At 53.6% G+C, this 17823-nt stretch carries 14 protein-coding genes and 2 pseudogenes; 12 read left to right on the forward strand and 4 right to left on the reverse strand.

What is annotated here, in order from left to right; translation table 11 throughout:
* The first annotated feature begins 19 nt into the window (after positions 1-19).
* From ubiI to HA51_RS21595, 5 genes and pseudogenes are all read left to right on the forward strand, one after another.
* Positions 20-1222: an FAD-dependent 2-octaprenylphenol hydroxylase gene (gene ubiI, locus HA51_RS21575; protein WP_084936612.1), complete on the forward strand. Its 1203-nt coding sequence runs from the start codon at positions 20-22 to the stop codon at positions 1220-1222.
* Positions 1223-1743: 521 nt separating this feature from the next.
* The gene (gene gcvT / locus HA51_RS21580; RefSeq protein ID WP_084936613.1) at positions 1744-2841 is read left to right on the forward strand and encodes a glycine cleavage system aminomethyltransferase GcvT; all 1098 of its coding nucleotides are present in this window, start codon (positions 1744-1746) and stop codon (positions 2839-2841) included.
* 20 nt (positions 2842-2861) lie between these two features.
* Entirely contained in the window at positions 2862-3248 is a 387-nt protein-coding gene (gcvH, locus tag HA51_RS21585; RefSeq protein WP_084936614.1) for a glycine cleavage system protein GcvH, read from the forward strand.
* Positions 3249-3347: 99 nt separating this feature from the next.
* On the forward strand, positions 3348-6221 hold the full coding sequence (gene gcvP / locus HA51_RS21590) for an aminomethyl-transferring glycine dehydrogenase (RefSeq protein ID WP_084936615.1): 2874 nt from the start codon (positions 3348-3350) through the stop codon (positions 6219-6221).
* 187 nt (positions 6222-6408) lie between these two features.
* Positions 6409-7149 (forward strand): annotated as a pseudogene (locus tag HA51_RS21595) (SDR family oxidoreductase); the annotation flags it as partial.
* A gap of 138 nt (positions 7150-7287) precedes the next feature.
* Here the strand turns inward: HA51_RS21595 and HA51_RS21600 are convergent.
* Positions 7288-8727 carry a 6-phospho-beta-glucosidase gene (locus HA51_RS21600; protein ID WP_084936617.1) on the reverse strand — a complete coding sequence of 480 codons (1440 nt, stop codon included), beginning with the start codon at positions 8725-8727 and terminating at the stop codon, positions 7288-7290.
* A gap of 125 nt (positions 8728-8852) precedes the next feature.
* Positions 8853-9584: a MurR/RpiR family transcriptional regulator gene (locus HA51_RS21605; protein WP_084936618.1), complete on the reverse strand. Its 732-nt coding sequence runs from the start codon at positions 9582-9584 to the stop codon at positions 8853-8855.
* Between the two features lie 175 nt (positions 9585-9759).
* On the opposite strand from HA51_RS21605, the gene trhA reads away from it, so the two are divergent.
* Positions 9760-10413: a PAQR family membrane homeostasis protein TrhA gene (gene trhA / locus HA51_RS21610; RefSeq protein WP_084936619.1), complete on the forward strand. Its 654-nt coding sequence runs from the start codon at positions 9760-9762 to the stop codon at positions 10411-10413.
* A 149-nt stretch (positions 10414-10562) separates the two neighbouring features.
* Here the strand turns inward: trhA and ygfZ are convergent, their stop codons facing one another.
* Positions 10563-11546, reverse strand: coding sequence for a tRNA-modifying protein YgfZ (ygfZ, locus tag HA51_RS21615; protein ID WP_084936620.1), 984 nt, complete (start codon positions 11544-11546; stop codon positions 10563-10565).
* 218 nt (positions 11547-11764) lie between these two features.
* On the opposite strand from ygfZ, the gene sdhE reads away from it, so the two are divergent.
* Positions 11765-12031: an FAD assembly factor SdhE gene (gene sdhE / locus HA51_RS21620; RefSeq protein ID WP_084936621.1), complete on the forward strand. Its 267-nt coding sequence runs from the start codon at positions 11765-11767 to the stop codon at positions 12029-12031.
* A 25-nt stretch (positions 12032-12056) separates the two neighbouring features.
* The gene (locus HA51_RS21625) at positions 12057-12425 is read left to right on the forward strand and encodes a protein YgfX (protein ID WP_245840248.1); all 369 of its coding nucleotides are present in this window, start codon (positions 12057-12059) and stop codon (positions 12423-12425) included.
* Here HA51_RS21625 and fldB read toward each other — a convergent pair.
* Positions 12422-12940, reverse strand: a complete 519-nt coding sequence (gene fldB, locus HA51_RS21630; RefSeq protein WP_084936623.1) for a flavodoxin FldB — start codon at positions 12938-12940, stop codon at positions 12422-12424. The two genes, HA51_RS21625 and fldB, sit on opposite strands and share 4 nt — an antisense overlap.
* Positions 12941-13042: 102 nt before the next feature.
* Between fldB and xerD the strand changes: the two genes are divergently transcribed.
* The 4 genes and pseudogenes from xerD to prfB all read left to right on the forward strand — a co-directional run bounded on the left by xerD (position 13043) and on the right by prfB (position 17815).
* Positions 13043-13936, forward strand: a complete 894-nt coding sequence (gene xerD / locus HA51_RS21635) for a site-specific tyrosine recombinase XerD (protein ID WP_084936624.1) — start codon at positions 13043-13045, stop codon at positions 13934-13936.
* A 22-nt stretch (positions 13937-13958) separates the two neighbouring features.
* Entirely contained in the window at positions 13959-14672 is a 714-nt protein-coding gene (dsbC, locus tag HA51_RS21640; protein ID WP_084936625.1) for a bifunctional protein-disulfide isomerase/oxidoreductase DsbC, read from the forward strand.
* A gap of 9 nt (positions 14673-14681) precedes the next feature.
* Positions 14682-16405, forward strand: a pseudogene (recJ, locus tag HA51_RS21645) (single-stranded-DNA-specific exonuclease RecJ).
* 311 nt (positions 16406-16716) lie between these two features.
* Positions 16717-17815 (forward strand): peptide chain release factor 2 gene (gene prfB, locus HA51_RS21650; protein WP_139810718.1). Its coding sequence is split into 2 segments (ribosomal slippage): positions 16717-16791 and positions 16793-17815, totalling 1098 coding nucleotides; the frame shifts between segments, so codons are not numbered across the junction.
* Positions 17816-17823 lie beyond the last annotated feature (8 nt).

A 17823-nucleotide genomic window follows, 5' to 3' on the forward strand; every position in this document is an offset into this window, starting at 1 on the left:
CATGAATTAAGGGGCAGCAATGCAAACATTTGATGTGGCCATCGCCGGTGGTGGCATGGTAGGTCTGGCCGTCGCCTGCGGATTGCAGGGGAGCGGCCTGCGTGTTGCCGTGCTGGAAAAAGCACCAGAGCCACAATTTGATCCCGCGAGTGCGGCGTCGATTCGTGTCTCGGCGATCAACGCCGCCAGCGAGCGCCTGCTGCAAAAATTAGATGTCTGGTCTGGCATCCTCGCACTGCGTGCCAGCGCCTATCACGGCATGGAAGTGTGGGATCAAGACAGCTTTGGCTCGATCAGTTTTGATGACGAGCAGCAGGGTCTGTCACATCTCGGCCATATCATTGAAAATGAAGTGATTCACAGTGCATTATGGCAGCGCGCCAGCCAGTGCAGTGATATCACCTTATTTGCTCCAGCACAGTTACAGCAGGTGGCATTTGGTGACAATGAAGCCTTTGTCACCTTGCAGGATGGCAGCATGATGAGTGCGCGCCTGCTGATTGCAGCGGATGGCGCAAATTCCTGGCTACGCGACAAAGCCGATATTCCCATCACCTTCTGGGATTATGACCACCACGCGTTGGTGGCCAATATCCGCACTGACATGCCACACGATGCGATTGCGCGTCAGGTGTTCCATGGCGACGGTATTCTGGCGTTCTTACCTATGCAGGACCCGCATCTGTGCTCCATTGTCTGGTCACTGTCACCTCAGGAAGCGGCGCGTGTACAATCGATGCCGGAAACGCTGTTTAACCAGCAGCTCTCGGTGGCATTTGATATGCGGTTGGGCTTGTGCCAGGTCGAAAGCGAGCGCAAAACTTTCCCGCTGACAGCACGTTATGCACGTAATTTCGCTGCACACCGTTTGGCTCTGGTGGGCGATGCTGCACATACTATCCATCCCCTCGCGGGGCAGGGGGTAAACCTTGGCTTTATGGATGCGGCGGAATTGATTGGTGAAATCCGCCGTTTGCACCAGGAAGGCAAAGATATTGGACAGCATCTATATCTGCGTCGCTATGAGCGCAGCCGCAAGCACAGCGCCGCGATGATGCTGGCTGGTATGCAAGGGTTCCGTGAGCTGTTTGCCGGCACGCATCCGGCGAAAAAGCTGTTGCGCGACGTAGGGTTGAAACTAGCCGATACGCTGCCTGGCGTGAAACCGCTGATGCTGAAGCAGGCCATGGGGCTAAACGATATCCCTCACTGGATCCGCTAGCTCTCGTCTAAGGCGCCTCCTCTGGCGCCGTTTTCTCCTCTCTTCTTTAATTCAGTTTCATGCGCTAAACCTCACGCGACAACCTCTGCGACCTGAACAATCTCTGCAACCCTTAGCGGTGCAATTCAGTGTGCCATGGCGTGTTGCACGAGATTGGTGCGCGTCTGCACCCAAATTGCGCCTCGTTTGATTTATTCTAATTTTACCTGCCAATTCGCATTACTTTAACTAATGATAACTCTATTTGTTAGCCGAACCATTTTGTCGTACTGCGTCGCTCATTCCATTTTTTGGCTGAGTTTATGTATCTCAATTGTATTTTATGCGTGGTTAATCACAATATTGCAGTGAATTGTGCTGGGTGGTATTCGGTGATTGTGGGAGTGATGGTACTGTTTCGCCCTCGTTTTCCTTATGGTTAATCGCCGCATTCGGTGGTAACTTCAGCACAAAGAGAACGTTTGCGTCAGCCGTAAAGGCGGCGCAGGCGCGTCACACTCACTTGTCTTCACAGGATGGCTATGACTCAGCAAACGCCTCTATTCGAACAGCATCAGGCATGCGGCGCTCGCATGGTGGACTTCCATGGCTGGATGATGCCACTGCATTACGGCTCGCAAATGGATGAGCACCACGCAGTGCGTAACGATGCCGGTATGTTTGATGTTTCCCACATGACCATCGTCGATTTACGCGGGGCCCGTACCCGCGAATTCCTGCGCCATCTGCTGGCAAATGATGTTGCCAAACTGACCCAACCCGGCAAAGCCCTCTACACCGGCATGCTAAATGCCTCCGCTGGCGTCATTGATGATTTGATTGTTTACTTTATGAGCGAAGACTTTTTCCGCTTAGTGGTGAATTCCGCGACGCGTGAAAATGATTTAGCCTGGATTAAACAGCATGCGCAGCCGTTTGGGGTCGAACTCACTGAACGTGACGATTTAGCGCTGATCGCGGTGCAAGGTCCTTATGCACAGCAAAAAGCACAAACGCTCTTCACTGCGGCGCAGCGTGAAGCTGTTGCAGGTATGAAACCTTTCTTTGGCGTACAGGCTGAAAATCTGTTTATCGCCACGACGGGCTATACCGGTGAAGCGGGTTATGAAATCGCGATGCCTAACAGTGAAGCGGCTGATTTCTGGCAGAAACTGCTGGCTGCGGGGGTGAAACCGGCGGGTTTGGGTGCACGCGATACGCTGCGCCTGGAAGCAGGGATGAACCTGTATGGTCAGGAGATGGACGAAGGTGTTTCACCGCTGGCGGCCAACATGGGTTGGACCATCAGCTGGGAACCTTCCGATCGTGATTTCATTGGTCGCGATGCGTTAGAAGCGCAACGTGCCAAGGGTACCGAAAAGCTGGTGGGTTTGATCATGACCGAAAAAGGGGTGCTGCGTAACGGCTTGCCGGTGCGTTTCACTGACGAACAAGGTCAGCTACAGCAGGGTATTATTACCAGTGGGTCTTTCTCCCCGACGCTGGGTTGCAGCATCGCGTTGGCACGTGTGCCAGCGGGCATTGGTGAGCAAGCGATTGTAGAGATCCGCAATCGTGAAATGCCGGTGAAAGTCACCAAACCGATTTTTGTTCGCGCCGGTAAGCCGGTCGCTCAGTAATTTTTTCAGGAGAAATGGCGATGAGCAATGTGCCTAATGAATTGAAATACCGCGATAGCCACGAATGGGTCCGTAAAGAAGCCGACGGCACCTTTACCGTGGGGATCACCGAACACGCTCAGGAACTGCTGGGTGATATGGTGTTTGTTGACCTGCCAGAAGTCGGTGCGGTTGTCGCAGCCGGTGATGACTGTGCGGTTGCGGAATCCGTCAAAGCGGCTTCTGATATCTATGCGCCACTGAGTGGTGAAATCGTCGCGGTGAATGATGAGTTAGACGGTTCACCGGAGCTGGTTAACAGTGCACCTTACGCTGACGGCTGGCTTTTCCGTATCAAAGCCAGCGATGAGTCAGAGCTTGATGAAATGCTGGATGCCGCTGCGTATAAAGCTTCTATCGATGAGTAACCGGTAGTGACAGGAGGTGCTGATAATCGGCACCTTCTTTTTTATCTGCCTGATTTTATGCCGTTTTTGTAACCCAGCCCGATTCAGGATTTACTGCAAATGACCCAGACTCTCAGCCAGCTTGAACACAACGGTGCTTTCATTGAGCGCCACATCGGTCCAACCCCCGAGCAGCAAGCCACGATGTTGGAAGCGATTGGAGCCAGCTCATTGGCATCGTTGATTAGCGCCATCGTCCCTGCCGACATCCAACTGCCAGGTCCTCCGGCGGTTGGCGATGCCGCGACCGAACAACAAGCGCTGGCAGAGCTGAAAGCGATTGCCAGTCAGAACCTGCGTTATAAATCCTGGATCGGCATGGGCTACAGTGCGGTGATCACCCCGCCAGTCATTCTGCGCAACATGCTGGAAAATCCGGGTTGGTACACCGCTTACACCCCTTATCAGCCTGAGGTTTCACAGGGCCGACTTGAGGCACTGCTGAACTTCCAGACGCTGACGCTCGATTTAACCGGTTTGGATATTGCTTCTGCGTCATTGCTGGACGAAGCCACCGCCGCTGCCGAAGCGATGGCGATGGCAAAGCGCGTCAGCAAACTGAAAAACGCTACTAAGTTCTTCATTGCTGACGATATCCATCCGCAAACGCTGGACGTCGTGCGTACCCGTGCTGAAACCTTCGGTTTTGAACTGATTATCGATCGTGCCGATAAGGCGCTGGATCACGACGATCTGTTCGGTGTGCTGTTGCAACAGGTCGGGACCAGCGGGGAAGTGCACGACTACCGTTCACTGATCACCGAACTGAAAAGCCGCAAAGTCGTGGTCAGTGTGGCTGCTGATTTTATGGCGCTGGTGCAGTTAGAAGCGCCGGGCAAGCAGGGCGCGGATATCGTCTTCGGTTCTGCCCAACGCTTCGGTGTGCCAATGGGCTACGGCGGTCCACACGCGGCCTTCTTCGCCAGCCGTGATGAGCACAAACGCTCAATGCCGGGTCGTATTATCGGTGTTTCACGTGATGCTGCAGGCAACACCGCACTGCGTATGGCGATGCAAACTCGCGAGCAGCACATTCGCCGTGAGAAGGCGAACTCCAACATCTGTACTTCACAGGTGTTACTGGCGAATATCGCCGGTTTATATGCGGTCTATCATGGTCCAAAAGGCTTAACCCGCATTGCCTCACGCATCCATCGCTTGACCAGCATTCTGGCGACTGGCCTGCAAAACGGTGGATTGAAACTGCGTCATACCAGCTGGTTCGATACCTTGACGGTGGAAGTCGCTGATAAAGCCGAGGTCCTCAATCGTGCGCTGAGTTTTGGCGTTAACCTGCGTAGCGACGTGCTCAATGGCGTAGGCATCACGTTGGATGAAACCACCACGCGTGAAGATGTGCAGTCCCTGTTTGCCATTCTGTTGGGTGATGCACATGGCCTCGACATTGATGCACTGGATGCCAGCGTGGCCGCTGAGAACAGTGCGATTCCTGCGGGCATGCAGCGTGTCAGTGAATTCCTGACGCATCCGGTATTCAATCGCCACCACAGCGAAACCGAAATGATGCGTTATATGCACAGCCTTGAGAAAAAGGATCTGGCGCTGAACCAGGCGATGATCCCGTTAGGCTCTTGCACCATGAAGCTCAACGCCGCTGCGGAGATGATTCCTATCACCTGGCCGGAATTTGCTGAGCTGCACCCATTCTGCCCGGCAGAACAGGCTTCGGGCTATCTGCAGATGATCGGTCAGCTTTCGCAGTGGCTGGTACAGCTCACCGGTTACGATGCACTTTGCATGCAGCCGAACTCCGGCGCGCAGGGTGAATATGCCGGCCTGCTGGCGATTCGTCGCTATCATGAAAGCCGTAACGAAGGTGGACGTAATGTTTGCCTGATCCCAAGCTCCGCACACGGCACTAACCCGGCCTCTGCACAGATGGCGGGCATGTCAGTGGTGGTGGTGGCCTGTGACAAACAAGGCAACATCGACTTGGGCGATCTGCGCGAAAAAGCCGCTCAGGTCGGTGATGAACTTTCTTGCATCATGGTGACCTATCCTTCGACGCATGGCGTCTACGAAGAAACCATCCGTGAAGTGTGCCAGATCGTGCATCAGTATGGCGGCCAGGTTTACCTGGATGGTGCCAACATGAATGCTCAGGTTGGCATTACTACGCCAGGCTACATTGGCGCTGATGTGTCGCACCTCAACCTGCATAAAACTTTCTGTATCCCACACGGTGGTGGCGGTCCGGGCATGGGCCCAATCGGCGTGAAAGCGCATCTGGCTCCGTTTGTGCCGGGTCATAGCGTGGTGCAGATTGATGGCGTGCTGACCCAACAGGGCGCAGTATCAGCGGCACCGTTTGGCAGTGCCTCTATCCTGCCAATTAGCTGGATGTATATCCGTATGATGGGCGCGAAAGGCCTGAAGCAAGCGAGTTCAGTAGCGATTCTGAATGCCAACTACATTGCCAGCCGTCTGCAATCTGCCTATCCAATTCTTTATGCAGGTCGTGATGGTCGCGTGGCGCATGAGTGTATTCTCGACATTCGTCCGCTGAAAGAGCAGACCGGTATCAGTGAGTTGGATATTGCCAAGCGTCTGATCGATTACGGCTTCCATGCACCCACCATGTCATTCCCGGTTGCTGGCACGCTGATGGTTGAGCCAACGGAATCTGAAAGCAAAATCGAGCTGGATCGCTTTATCGATGCCATGCTCTCTATCCGTATGGAAATTGACCGCGTGGCTGATGGTGAATGGCCAGCTGAAGACAACCCGCTGGTGAACGCGCCACACACGCAGATGGAAATTGTCGGTGACTGGGCACATCCCTACACTCGCGAACTGGCGGTGTTCCCGGCTGGCAGCGCCAACAAATATTGGCCAACAGTGAAACGCCTGGATGATGTCTTCGGTGACCGTAATGTATTTTGCTCCTGTGTTCCAATGAGCGAATACCAATAATTTAGCCGTCATAAATGAGTTCGCAGCGGCGTTGGCTGCAATCGTTCACCACGGTCACTGACTGATGTCGGTCACCGTGGATCAACGAGCTTGCTGCCTTGCTGCAACGCAAATTATGTAGGCTAAACAGTTTCAGTCGACTTATCCTGAGGGCCGAGAAATCGGCCCTTTTTATTTTGGAGGCAACATGGATCTGGCTTTAGTGACTGGCGGCAGTCGTGGCATTGGACGGGCGACCGCTCTGCTGCTGGCACAAGCGGGCTATCGTGTCGCGATAAACTATCGTAAACGCGCGACGGAAGCCCAGCAGGTGGTTACTGAAATTGAAGCGCAGGGCGGCAGTGCATTTGCCGTGCAGGCAGATATTGCGGATGAAGTTCAGGTGGTGCGCATGTTCCAACAGCTGGATGAACAGGATGGCGCGCTGCGAGTGTTGGTGAATAATGCCGGGATTTTGTTCACCCAGTGCCGTGTTGAAGATCTCGACGCTGAGCGTATTCAGCGCGTGTTTGCCACTAATGTTCTCGGCACATTTATTTGCTGTCGTGAAGCGGTAAAGCGTATGAGCACAGCGCATGGCGGACAGGGCGGTGCCATCGTCAATGTTTCATCGGCGGCCTCACGTCTTGGTGCACCGAATGAATATGTTGATTATGCGGCTTCAAAAGGCGCGATGGATACCTTGACCAAAGGCTTGTCACTTGAGGTGGCGGCCGAGGGGATTCGCGTCAACAGTGTGCGACCCGGCTTGATCTACACTGAAATGCATGCCGATGGCGGCGAGCCAGGAAGAGTGGATCGCGTGGCGAGTTCGCTGCCAATGGGGCGTGGTGGTCAGGCAAATGAAGTTGCCGAGGCCATTCTCTGGCTGGCAAGTGATGCCGCCTCTTACGTCACTGGCACCTTTATTGATGCCGCAGGCGGGCGTAAAACCAGGTCGGCATGGCTGCCAACCCCGACAACGCTTGTTCACCTCGTCAGGTCGGCATGGCTGCCAACCCGACAACGCTTGTTAATCTCGTAGGGTCAGCATTTATGCTGACCTGGCCAAAGATATCGCTCTGAATTACAACTCCGCGCCATTACTCGCAATCACCTGCTGATACCAGGCAAAGCTCTTCTTCTTCGAACGGGAAAAATTGCCACTGCCGTCATCGTTTTTATCGACGTGAATAAAGCCATAGCGTTTATTGTATTGGCCGGTTGTAAACGACACGCAGTCGATGCAACCCCAAGGGGTATAACCCAGCAAATCTACGCCATCCAGCGCCACGGCTTTCTTCATCTCTTCAATATGCGACCGCAAATAATCAATGCGGTAGTCATCCTCAATGAATCCCTCTGCATTTGGCTTATCGATAGCACCGAAGCCATTTTCAACAATAAACAGTGGCTTCTGATAACGCTCATACAGCGAGTTCAACACATAGCGGAGGCCAACAGGGTCGATTTGCCAACCCCAGTCAGACGCTTTCACATGGGGATTCGGCACCACGCCTTCAAAGCCGGTGATAGGATCATCCACGCCGCTGGCTTGGGTATTTACCGCGTTGCTCATGTAATAGCTAAAGCCAACGTAGTCACAACAGCCCTGGCGCAGCGTTTCCGCATCTTCTGGCTGCATCTCAATCTGATAGCCTTTGCGCGCCCACTCTTTGAGCGTGTAAGCCGGATAGGCACCCCGCATCTGGACATCACTGAAGACATAGCGTTGATGCATCGATTCCTGTGCCAGCATCACATCGTCGGGATGGCATGAGAACGGATAGACCGGCACCATGGCAATCATGCAACCAATCTGGAAATGAGGATTGATTTCATGACCGCGTTTCACCACCTTGGCGCTAGCAACAAACTGATGATGCATGACTTGGTACATCATCTGTTCTGGTTTCTCGTGCTCGGTAAATACCACGCCCGAGCAGCAGTAGCCAAACAGCGGATACTGCCAGTTACGCTGGTTATTGATTTCGTTGAAGGTCATCCAGTATTTCACTTTGTGCTGGTAGCGCGTCATGACGACCTCGCTGAACCGCACAAAGAAATCGACCACTTTACGATTGGCCCAGCCGCCGTACTCTTTCACCAGGTGGTAAGGCATTTCAAAGTGGGAGAGGGTGATCACCGGTTCGATGCCGTGCTTTAGCAGTTCATCAAACAGGTCATCATAGAACTGTAAGCCGGCTTCGTTGGGTTGCTGGTCATCTCCATTGGGGAAGATGCGCGTCCATGCAATCGAAGTGCGGAAACACTTGAAGCCCATCTCGGCAAACAGCGCCACGTCTTGCTTGTAGTGTGAATAGAACTCAACGGCCTGATGGTTAGGATAATATTTATCGGCCTCAACGTAGGAAGTGATCACACGGTCCACGCCGTGAGCCCCCCCAGTCAATACATCGGCAATGCTGACGCCTTTACCACCCTGGTCCCAGCCGCCTTCAACCTGATGTGCGGCAACGGCACCGCCCCAAAGAAACCCTTTTGGTAATTGCAATCCTTCACTCATCGGCGCACCTCATTACACTGTTTGCGGAATAGTAAACTGCCCGCAGTGTAACAACTCACTTATTAAAGTCACGATATAACACCGGGTGAAATAGGTGACTTGTTACAGTGAAAAAACAGGGTGTTTTATAGTGCAGTGGCGCGGGAAATATATCGGCCAAGGGTTTCCAGAATATATAAAACGGGCACCTGGGTGGTGATGTCGAGGCGGTCACCGAGCTTCAGTTGTGGCATGTGATAAGAGAGATTGAAGTCAGCCATCTTTGCCAGTGAACAGCCTTCATGGTTGGTAATGGAGATGATTTTACAGTGATGCAGACTAAATTGGCTGGCGAAACGCAGTATCTCCTCGGTTTCACCGGACACCGATAAAATAATCGCCAGCGCATTTTCATAAGCACTCTTACTGACGGGATAATAAGGGTCATCAATATGATGGCTAAATTTACCGATATTGGAAAAATAACGTGCACCGTATTTCCCGAGGCTGCCTGAGGTGCCAGCACCAATAAAGAAAATATGCTCCGCTTGCATAATCATCTGGGCGGCCTGGGCAATTTGCTGCTCGAATTCATCATTATGAATGCTTTTAAAGAAACTCAGCATTTCACCGACTCCTGAAGGCATCAGCACCGGCGCCGTTTGTTCTTGCGCCAGACGAAAGCGGATGCGGAATTCCGACCAGCCTTCACAGTGCATTTTGCGGCAAAAGCGCAGCACGGTAGTGGTGGAAACGCACGCCTGGGCCGCCAACTCGCGAATCGTCATATAACTGACACTTTCCCGATGTTTGATGATGAAGTGATACACCTGCATCTCAAGGTCATTCAGGCTGGACAAATCGCGGTGTGAAAACATGCGTGCGGCACTCATCGACAAAATGAGTCGCCAGTGTAACAGATTGAGCCGCTGGCGGGTTGTCACACCCTTACACAGAATTTTTTAGCGTACAGGTGTACTCTGAAATTTTTTCTGGTTACTCTGGTGCACAGAAAAAGCTCAGCTCTTACTATGTTTTTCAGGAATTAAGCGCATGGCACAGAATCGACTTGTTGCTCAGGGCTATTCGTTAGCCGAAGAGATCGCCAACAGCATTAGCCACGGGATTGGCTGCATTTTTGGGATCGTGGGATTGGTATTGTTGCTCACGCAAGCCGTTGAAATGCGTGCCGATATCACAGCCATCACCAGTTACAGCTTGTACGGCGGCAGCATGATCTTGCTGTTTCTGGCTTCGACGCTCTATCACGCTATTCCTCATCAGAAAGCGAAGCACTGGCTGAAGAAATTTGACCATTGCGCCATCTATCTGCTGATTGCCGGGACCTATACGCCGTTCCTGCTGGTTGGATTGAAATCGCCACTGGCGCAAGGGCTGATGGTCGTGATTTGGGGCCTGGCACTGGCGGGTATTATCTTTAAGCTCACCATTGCGCACCGCTTCAAAGTGCTGTCACTGATCACCTATCTTAGTATGGGGTGGTTATCGCTGGTGGTGATTTACCAGTTAGCAACCAAGCTTTCTGCGGGCGGAGTCTGGCTGCTGGCGGCGGGCGGAATCGTCTATTCGCTGGGGGTGATTTTCTACGTGTCGCGGCGTATTCCCTACAACCACGCTATCTGGCATGGTTTTGTCTTGGGCGGCAGCGTACTGCACTTCTGCGCGATCTATTTTTATGTGATGTAGTACGTTGAAAGTTGCACTTCTGCGCAATCTAAATCTATGTGATGTAAGACGTCGAAAGTTGCACATCATCGTTGCGGCGCAATTTATTGCGCATGTCTGAAGCGAAATATCCGCTGACAAGCGCGCGATAAATCGCGCCGCTACCGTTCTTAATCGACCAGCGAATAAGGCAGCGGCTGAATCGTCATTTTGCCGCCTTCGTCCCCTTCCACACGTAGCACGCTGTCCGGCTCCAAATCGTTATTCATAACGACCTGTACCCACACACTCCCGTCATCCAACTGGACGCCGGTTAACACCGTACCGGTGCGACGCCATTTATCACCCATCTGCAGCTCCATCGAACCGTCTGCCTGCGGGACTTTGCTGGCGGTACCGGCCAGCCAGTAAAGCGCGCGCTTGTTGGCACCGCGGAATTTCGCACGTGCGACCATCTCCTGGCCGGTGTAGCAGCCTTTTTTAAAGCTGATGGCGTCAAGTGCCTGCAGATTGGTGGCCTGAGGAATCAGCTGCGCGCTGGTGGCAGTTTCGATCACCGGAATACCGGCCTCGATATCCAGCGCCAGCCACTGCGTGCTGTCATTGAACTGTGCTGTGCCGGCTAACTTCTCTTTTATCGCTTCAGCCTGCGCCAGTGTCGTGACCAGCAGGAAACGTTCAGCGGTGTGTTCAAACCACAGCAGCGTACTGTCATCCTGCTGAACTACCGGCGTTTCCGCATCAGGCAGGGTTGGGAACAGACCGGTGAGTGCGGCGCGGGCCTGGAACCCCGCGACACCCAACAACACGGCGTCGTTATCCGCTGCAATGGTCACTTTAGCGAACACTGCATATTTCTTCAGCTCAGTGAGCTGTTGCTCATGCAGGTTGCGGCGCACGATATAAGCGTAACCTTCGCCACGATGGAACAGACGCAGGTTGCTCCACATTTTGCCTTTGGCATCGCAGTGCGCCGCTGGGCGATGCTGGGTGGCTCCCAGCGCCGCGACATCCAGCGTCAACTGACCTTGCAGATAAGAGGTACTGTCTTTGCCCTGCACTGAAACCAGCGCCCACTCATCAAGCGACATCAGGGTTAAAGGCAGGCGTGACGCCGCTGCAGGCTGGCGTGGCGGAAGGGTGAAAATCGGCATGTGTGCATCCTGATTAATATCGATATTGCTTCCAATGTTAAAAGAGCAGTGTGCGTTTGCAACCTGTTTACCTAATCTGGCGCACAAATCGCGTGATAACCCTGCAATGGGTGAACATGCTCTGTGTAACTTCGCGCAGGGTTAAGTACAGTCTCTGCAGCATTTGAAAAAAGCAGGTACACTGAGCGCCACTGTTTTCAGCCATGGAAAAAAGACACATGGATATTCATGATAAAGCTCGTGTTCAGTGGGCGTGCCGTCGCGGCATGTTGGAGCTGGATGTCTCCATCATGCCGTTCTTCAAGTACGAGTATGATTCGCTCAGCGACACCGATAAGCAGGTGTTTATTGCCCTGCTGAAGAGTGACGATCCCGACTTGTTTAACTGGTTGATGAACCATGGCGAACCGGCCAACCCCGAGTTCAAACGTATGGTGCAACTGATCCAACAGCGCAACCGTGAACGCGGCCCCGTTCCAATGTGATTTACAGCCGTCACGGAGCGCGCGTGTGCTCAATGTGACGCTGATATTGCTGGTGGCTGGAGTGTTGCTTAGCCTCAGTTGGCCCGTTGAGTGGCGTTGGGGCAAAGCCCCTCTGTTGATTCTACTGCTGCTGGAGTGCTGGCGTCATGAACGTCGGCTAATGCAGCGTCGTGGCCGTCTGGTGCTGGATGAGCAGGGAAACTGGTTGTGGGGTGGCGCGCCGTGGCGATTGGCGCGTAAGCCAGACTGGCTACCCTACGGTGTGTTACTGGATATGCGTAATCCGCAGGGTAAACGCTGGCGGCTGTGGTTGATGCATGACAACCTGCCGCCTTATGAATGGTGCACACTGCGCGCCTGCTGTTTTCTGCAAGAAGACGCTAGGCCAGATTAAAGTAGTGCAGCGGTTTCAGTCAGAATCTGTTCGCACCACTGTTCAACACGTTCTTCGCTCAGTTCAAACTGGTTCACATCGTCGAGTGCCAGACCAACAAACTGGGTACCGTCTGCGGTGAGCGGTTTCTTGCTGGTGAATTCGTAGCCTTCCAGCGGCCAGTAACCCACAAATTGCACGCCCATCGGCTGGAGCAACTCATGCAGCATGCCGAGCGCGTCCAGGAACCATTCGGCGTACTCCATTTGGTCGCCCATGCCGTACAGCGCGACGATTTTGCCCTGTAGGTTAATCGTCGGCAGTTGCTGCCACACCGCTTCCCAGTCCTCTTGCAGCTCGCCAAAATCCCAGGTGGGGATACCGAGAATCAGCAAATCGTACTGCTCCATTAACGATGGATCATCATCTTTAAGATTGTGCAGTGTGACTAACTCTTCACCGATAAAGTCGCGAATTTTCTCCGCCGTCATTTCGGTATAACAGGTGCTGGAACCGTAGAAAAGACCGATATTCATGCAATTAATGCTCTGACTGATACTCACTTTGGCGCAATTGTACCAGAAGCGGGTGACTTTCAGGCATAATGAGCACGATTTCACACGTGTTGGGGGGGAACCGTGCAGGACAGCGATCTGATAGAACAATTTCTGGATGCGCTCTGGATCGAGCGTAACCTGGCGAAAAATACGCTTGAGTCCTACCGCCAGGATCTTCAAACGCTCACCGGCTGGTTACATCATCATGAACGTACCCTGTTGACGCTTGAAGCTCTCGATCTACAGCAGTTTCTCGCCGAGCGTGTCGAAGGCGGCTACAAGGCCACCAGCTCAGCACGCACGCTCAGTGCGATGCGCCGTCTGTTCCAATATCTCTACCGTGAAAAGCTGCGAAGTGATGATCCCAGCGCGTTGCTCTCTGCCCCGAAGCTGCCGCAACGTTTGCCAAAAGACCTCAGTGAAAACCAAGTGGAACGCCTGTTACAGGCACCGAGTATTGACGTTCCTCTGGAGCTGCGTGACAAAGCGATGCTGGAGCTGCTGTATGCCACTGGCTTGCGTGTGTCGGAACTGGTCGGATTAACCATCAGCGACATCAGTTTGCGTCAAGGCGTAGTGCGCGTGATTGGTAAAGGCAATAAAGAGCGTCTTGTGCCGTTAGGTGAAGAAGCGATTTACTGGCTGGAGCACTATATGGAGCACGGTCGGCCATGGTTATTGAATGGGCAAACGCTGGACGTGATGTTCCCCAGTAATCGCGCGCAACAAATGACACGTCAGACTTTCTGGCATCGCATTAAGCACTATGCGACCCTTGCCAGTATTGATAGCGAAAAACTGTCGCCACACGTGTTGCGCCACGCATTTGCCACACATTTACTGAACCACGGTGCAGATTTACGCGTCGTACAAATGTTGCTGGGCCATAGTGACCTCTCAACCACCCAAATTTATACGCACGTTGCCACTGAGCGCCTGCGTCAGTTACATCAACAGCATCATCCGCGCGCCTGAGATGCGGCAACAAGGATTTGAGATGAAAAAACAGTTAACGATGCTGGCATTGTTGGTCAGTGCCTTTACCGGTCTGGCTCATGCCGATGACAGCGCCATTCAGCAAGCATTGAAAAAGCTTGGTTTGCAGCAAACTGAAATTCAGCCTTCACCGCTGCCGGGCATGAAAACCGTGTTGACCGAAAGCGGCGTGCTTTATGTCTCTGAAGATGGCAAACACATGATTCAGGGCCCGCTGTACGATGTCAGCGGTACTCAGCCGGTGAATGTCACTAACCAGCTGCTGGACAAAAAAATCACCGCACTGGCGCCAGAAATGATCGTCTACAAAGCGCCGAAAGAGCAGCATGTGATTACCGTGTTTACCGATATCACCTGCGGCTACTGCCGTAAGCTGCACGAGCAAATGGCCGACTACAACGCGCTGGGCATCACCGTGCGTTACCTCGCCTTCCCACGTGAGGGTCTGCATGGTCAGGTGGAAAAAGCGATGCGTGCCATCTGGTGCAGCGCCGATCGCAACAAAGCTTTCGATGCGGCGATGAAAGGTGATGCGCCTCAGATGGATGCGCCAGAAACCTGCAAAATCAATCTGGACAAGCATTATCAGTTGGGCATCCTGTACGGCATTCAGGGCACCCCAGCCATTCTTACCGACACCGGCGCGATGATCCCTGGCTATCAGGGCCCGCAAGAGCTGAAGCAGGTGCTTGACGGCCAGAAGCGGGGCGGTTAATTCACAGTGATGCATTCTGTCGAACTGCGTCGGCGCGAAGCCCAAACCGACGCCAGCTTACCCGATCATTTACCGCCGCTGCTGCGTCGCTTGTATCTGCAACGCGGCGTCAAAGATGCCGCTGAACTGGAACGCGGTGCTAAACATCTGCTGCCATGGCAAACCTTAGGTGGCATAGCAGAAGCGGTCACCTTGCTGCATCAGATGCTGGAAGCGGGTCGCCGCATTGTGGTGGTGGGCGATTTCGATGCCGATGGCGCCACCAGCACCGCTTTAACCGTGCTGGCGTTGCGCAGCATGGGCGGCAATATTGATTATCTGGTGCCTAACCGTTTTGAGGATGGCTACGGCCTCAGCCCAGAAGTGGTTGAGCAAGCCCGTGCGCGCGGTGCGGAGATGATTCTCACTGTGGATAACGGCATCTCTTCCCACGCCGGTGTGGACACTGCGCATCAGCATGGTATTCCAGTGCTGGTCACCGATCATCACCTGCCTGGCGAAACGTTGCCGCAAGCTGAAGCGATCGTGAACCCTAATCTCAACGACAGCGAATTCCCTTCTCGTTCGCTGGCGGGGGTGGGTGTGGCGTTTTATTTGATGCTGGCGCTGCGTGCCCATCTGCGTCAACACAACTGGTTTACTGATGGCCGAACCGAACCCAATCTGGCGGAGTGGCTCGATCTGGTCGCGTTGGGCACGGTGGCCGACGTGGTGCCGCTGGATGCCAATAACCGCATTCTGGTGTGGCAAGGTTTAAGTCGCATCCGCGCCGGAAAATGCCGTGCTGGCATTCGTGCGTTGCTGGAGATCGCCAACCGTGATGCGCGCCAGTTAGCCGCCAGCGATCTCGGTTTTGCTGTCGGGCCCCGTCTCAATGCTGCGGGCCGTCTTGATGATATGTCTGTGGGCGTGGCGCTCCTGCTCACGGAAGATATTGCGCAGGCGCGCATGCTCGCGAATGAACTTGATGCACTGAACCAGACGCGTAAAGAGATTGAGCAGGGCATGAAAAGCGAGGCGTTGGCGCTGTGCGATGAGCTTGAGCGACAGCATACCGATTTACCGCTTGGCCTGGCGTTCTACCATCTGAGTGGCATCAGGGCGTGGTGGGAATTTTGGCTTCTCGTTTGAAAGAGCGTTTTCATCGTCCGGTGATCGCTTTTGCACCAGCGGGCGACGGCACGCTAAAAGGCTCGGGCCGCTCGATTGCGGGGTTACACTTACGTGATGCGCTGGAGCGTCTCGACACGCTCTATCCAGGCATGATGATTAAGTTTGGTGGGCATGCCATGGCGGCAGGCCTGTCGCTGGAAACCGAGAAGTATGATCTGTTCCGCGAGCGCTTCGCTGCGCTGATCGACGAGTGGCTGGATGGCGAAGCCTTACAGGGCGTGATTTGGTCCGATGGTGAACTGCATGCGCAGGAGTTCACGTTACACACCGCCGAAATGCTGCGTGAAGCGGGTCCCTGGGGCCAGGCATTCCCGGAGCCGGTATTCGATGGCCAGTTTAAACTGCTACAGCAGAAGCTGGTGGGTGAACGCCATTTGAAGGTGATGATTGAACCGCTAGGCGGCGGCCCGCTGTTGGACGGTATTGCGTTTAACGTGGATACCACCCTGTGGCCCGACACCAGCGTGCGTCAGGTCAAACTCGCCTATAAACTGGATATCAACGAGTACCGCGGCAATCGCTCGGTACAGCTGATCATCGACCATATCTGGCCGGTATAACCGCGTAATTCATCCAGGTGCGCACCGACTTACGTGATGGCAACCGAATCCTGATACGGACCCAACAACCTGCACCGATTTACGTAGGGCCGCCATTGGTGGTGACCGAATCCTGGTGCGGACCCAACAAGCTGCACCGATTTACGTAGGGTCGCCATTGATGGCGACCGAATCCCATTGATCGCATAAAAACGTATTCTGTTGCGCTATCTCTCATACCTGCAATGCTACAAAGTACGCGCGGTTTCGGGTAAACTAGCGCGTTACTTTTTATCCCCTTTCACCGAATCGTCAAAAAAGACTGAAAAGCCATGTTTGAAATTAATCCGGTCAAAAATCGTATTCAAGACCTCAGCGAGCGCAGCGACGTTCTTAGGGGGTATCTTTGACTATGATGCCAAGAAAGAACGCCTCGAAGAAGTAAACGCCGAGCTGGAACAACCTGACGTCTGGAACGAGCCAGAACGTGCCCAGGCACTGGGCAAAGAACGCGCTTCGCTCGAAGCGGTGGTGGAAACCTTAGACCTGATGACTCAAGGCCTGGAAGATGTTCAGGGCTTGCTGGATCTGGCCGTTGAAGCCGACGACGAAGAGACCTTTAACGAAGCCGTTGTTGAACTCGATGTCCTCGAAGTGAAACTGGGCGAACTCGAATTCCGTCGTATGTTCTCCGGTGAATACGACAGCGCCGACTGCTACATGGATATCCAGGCCGGTTCCGGCGGCACCGAAGCGCAAGACTGGGCCAGCATGCTGCTGCGTATGTATCTGCGCTGGGCAGAAGCGAAAGGTTATAAAACCGAAATCATCGAAGAGTCAGACGGTGAAGTGGCCGGTACTAAATCCGCCACCATTAAAATCATCGGTGACTACGCGTTTGGCTGGCTACGCACGGAAACTGGCGTCCATCGCTTAGTGCGTAAGAGTCCATTTGACTCCGGCGGCCGTCGCCACACCTCATTCAGTTCGGTGTTTATCTACCCGGAAGTGGATGACAACATCGACATCGACATTAATCCAGCCGATCTGCGTATCGACGTTTACCGCGCCTCGGGTGCGGGTGGTCAGCACGTTAACAAAACCGAGTCTGCGGTGCGTATTACCCACTTGCCGACCAACATTGTGGTGCAGTGCCAGAACGACCGTTCACAGCATAAGAACAAAGATCAGGCTTTCAAACAGTTGCGCGCAAAACTGTACGAATATGAGATGCAAAAGAAGAACGCAGACAAGCAGGCCGCGGAAGATAACAAATCCGATATCGGCTGGGGCAGTCAGATCCGTTCTTACGTTCTCGACGATTCACGTATTAAAGATCTGCGCACCGGCGTAGAGACGCGCAATACTCAAGCGGTGCTGGATGGCGACATCGACCGCTTCATTGAAGCAAGTTTAAAAGCAGGGTTATAAGGAACCGA

The sequence above is a fragment of the Pantoea rwandensis genome, from assembly GCF_002095475.1.
Taxonomy (GTDB): domain Bacteria; phylum Pseudomonadota; class Gammaproteobacteria; order Enterobacterales; family Enterobacteriaceae; genus Pantoea; species Pantoea rwandensis.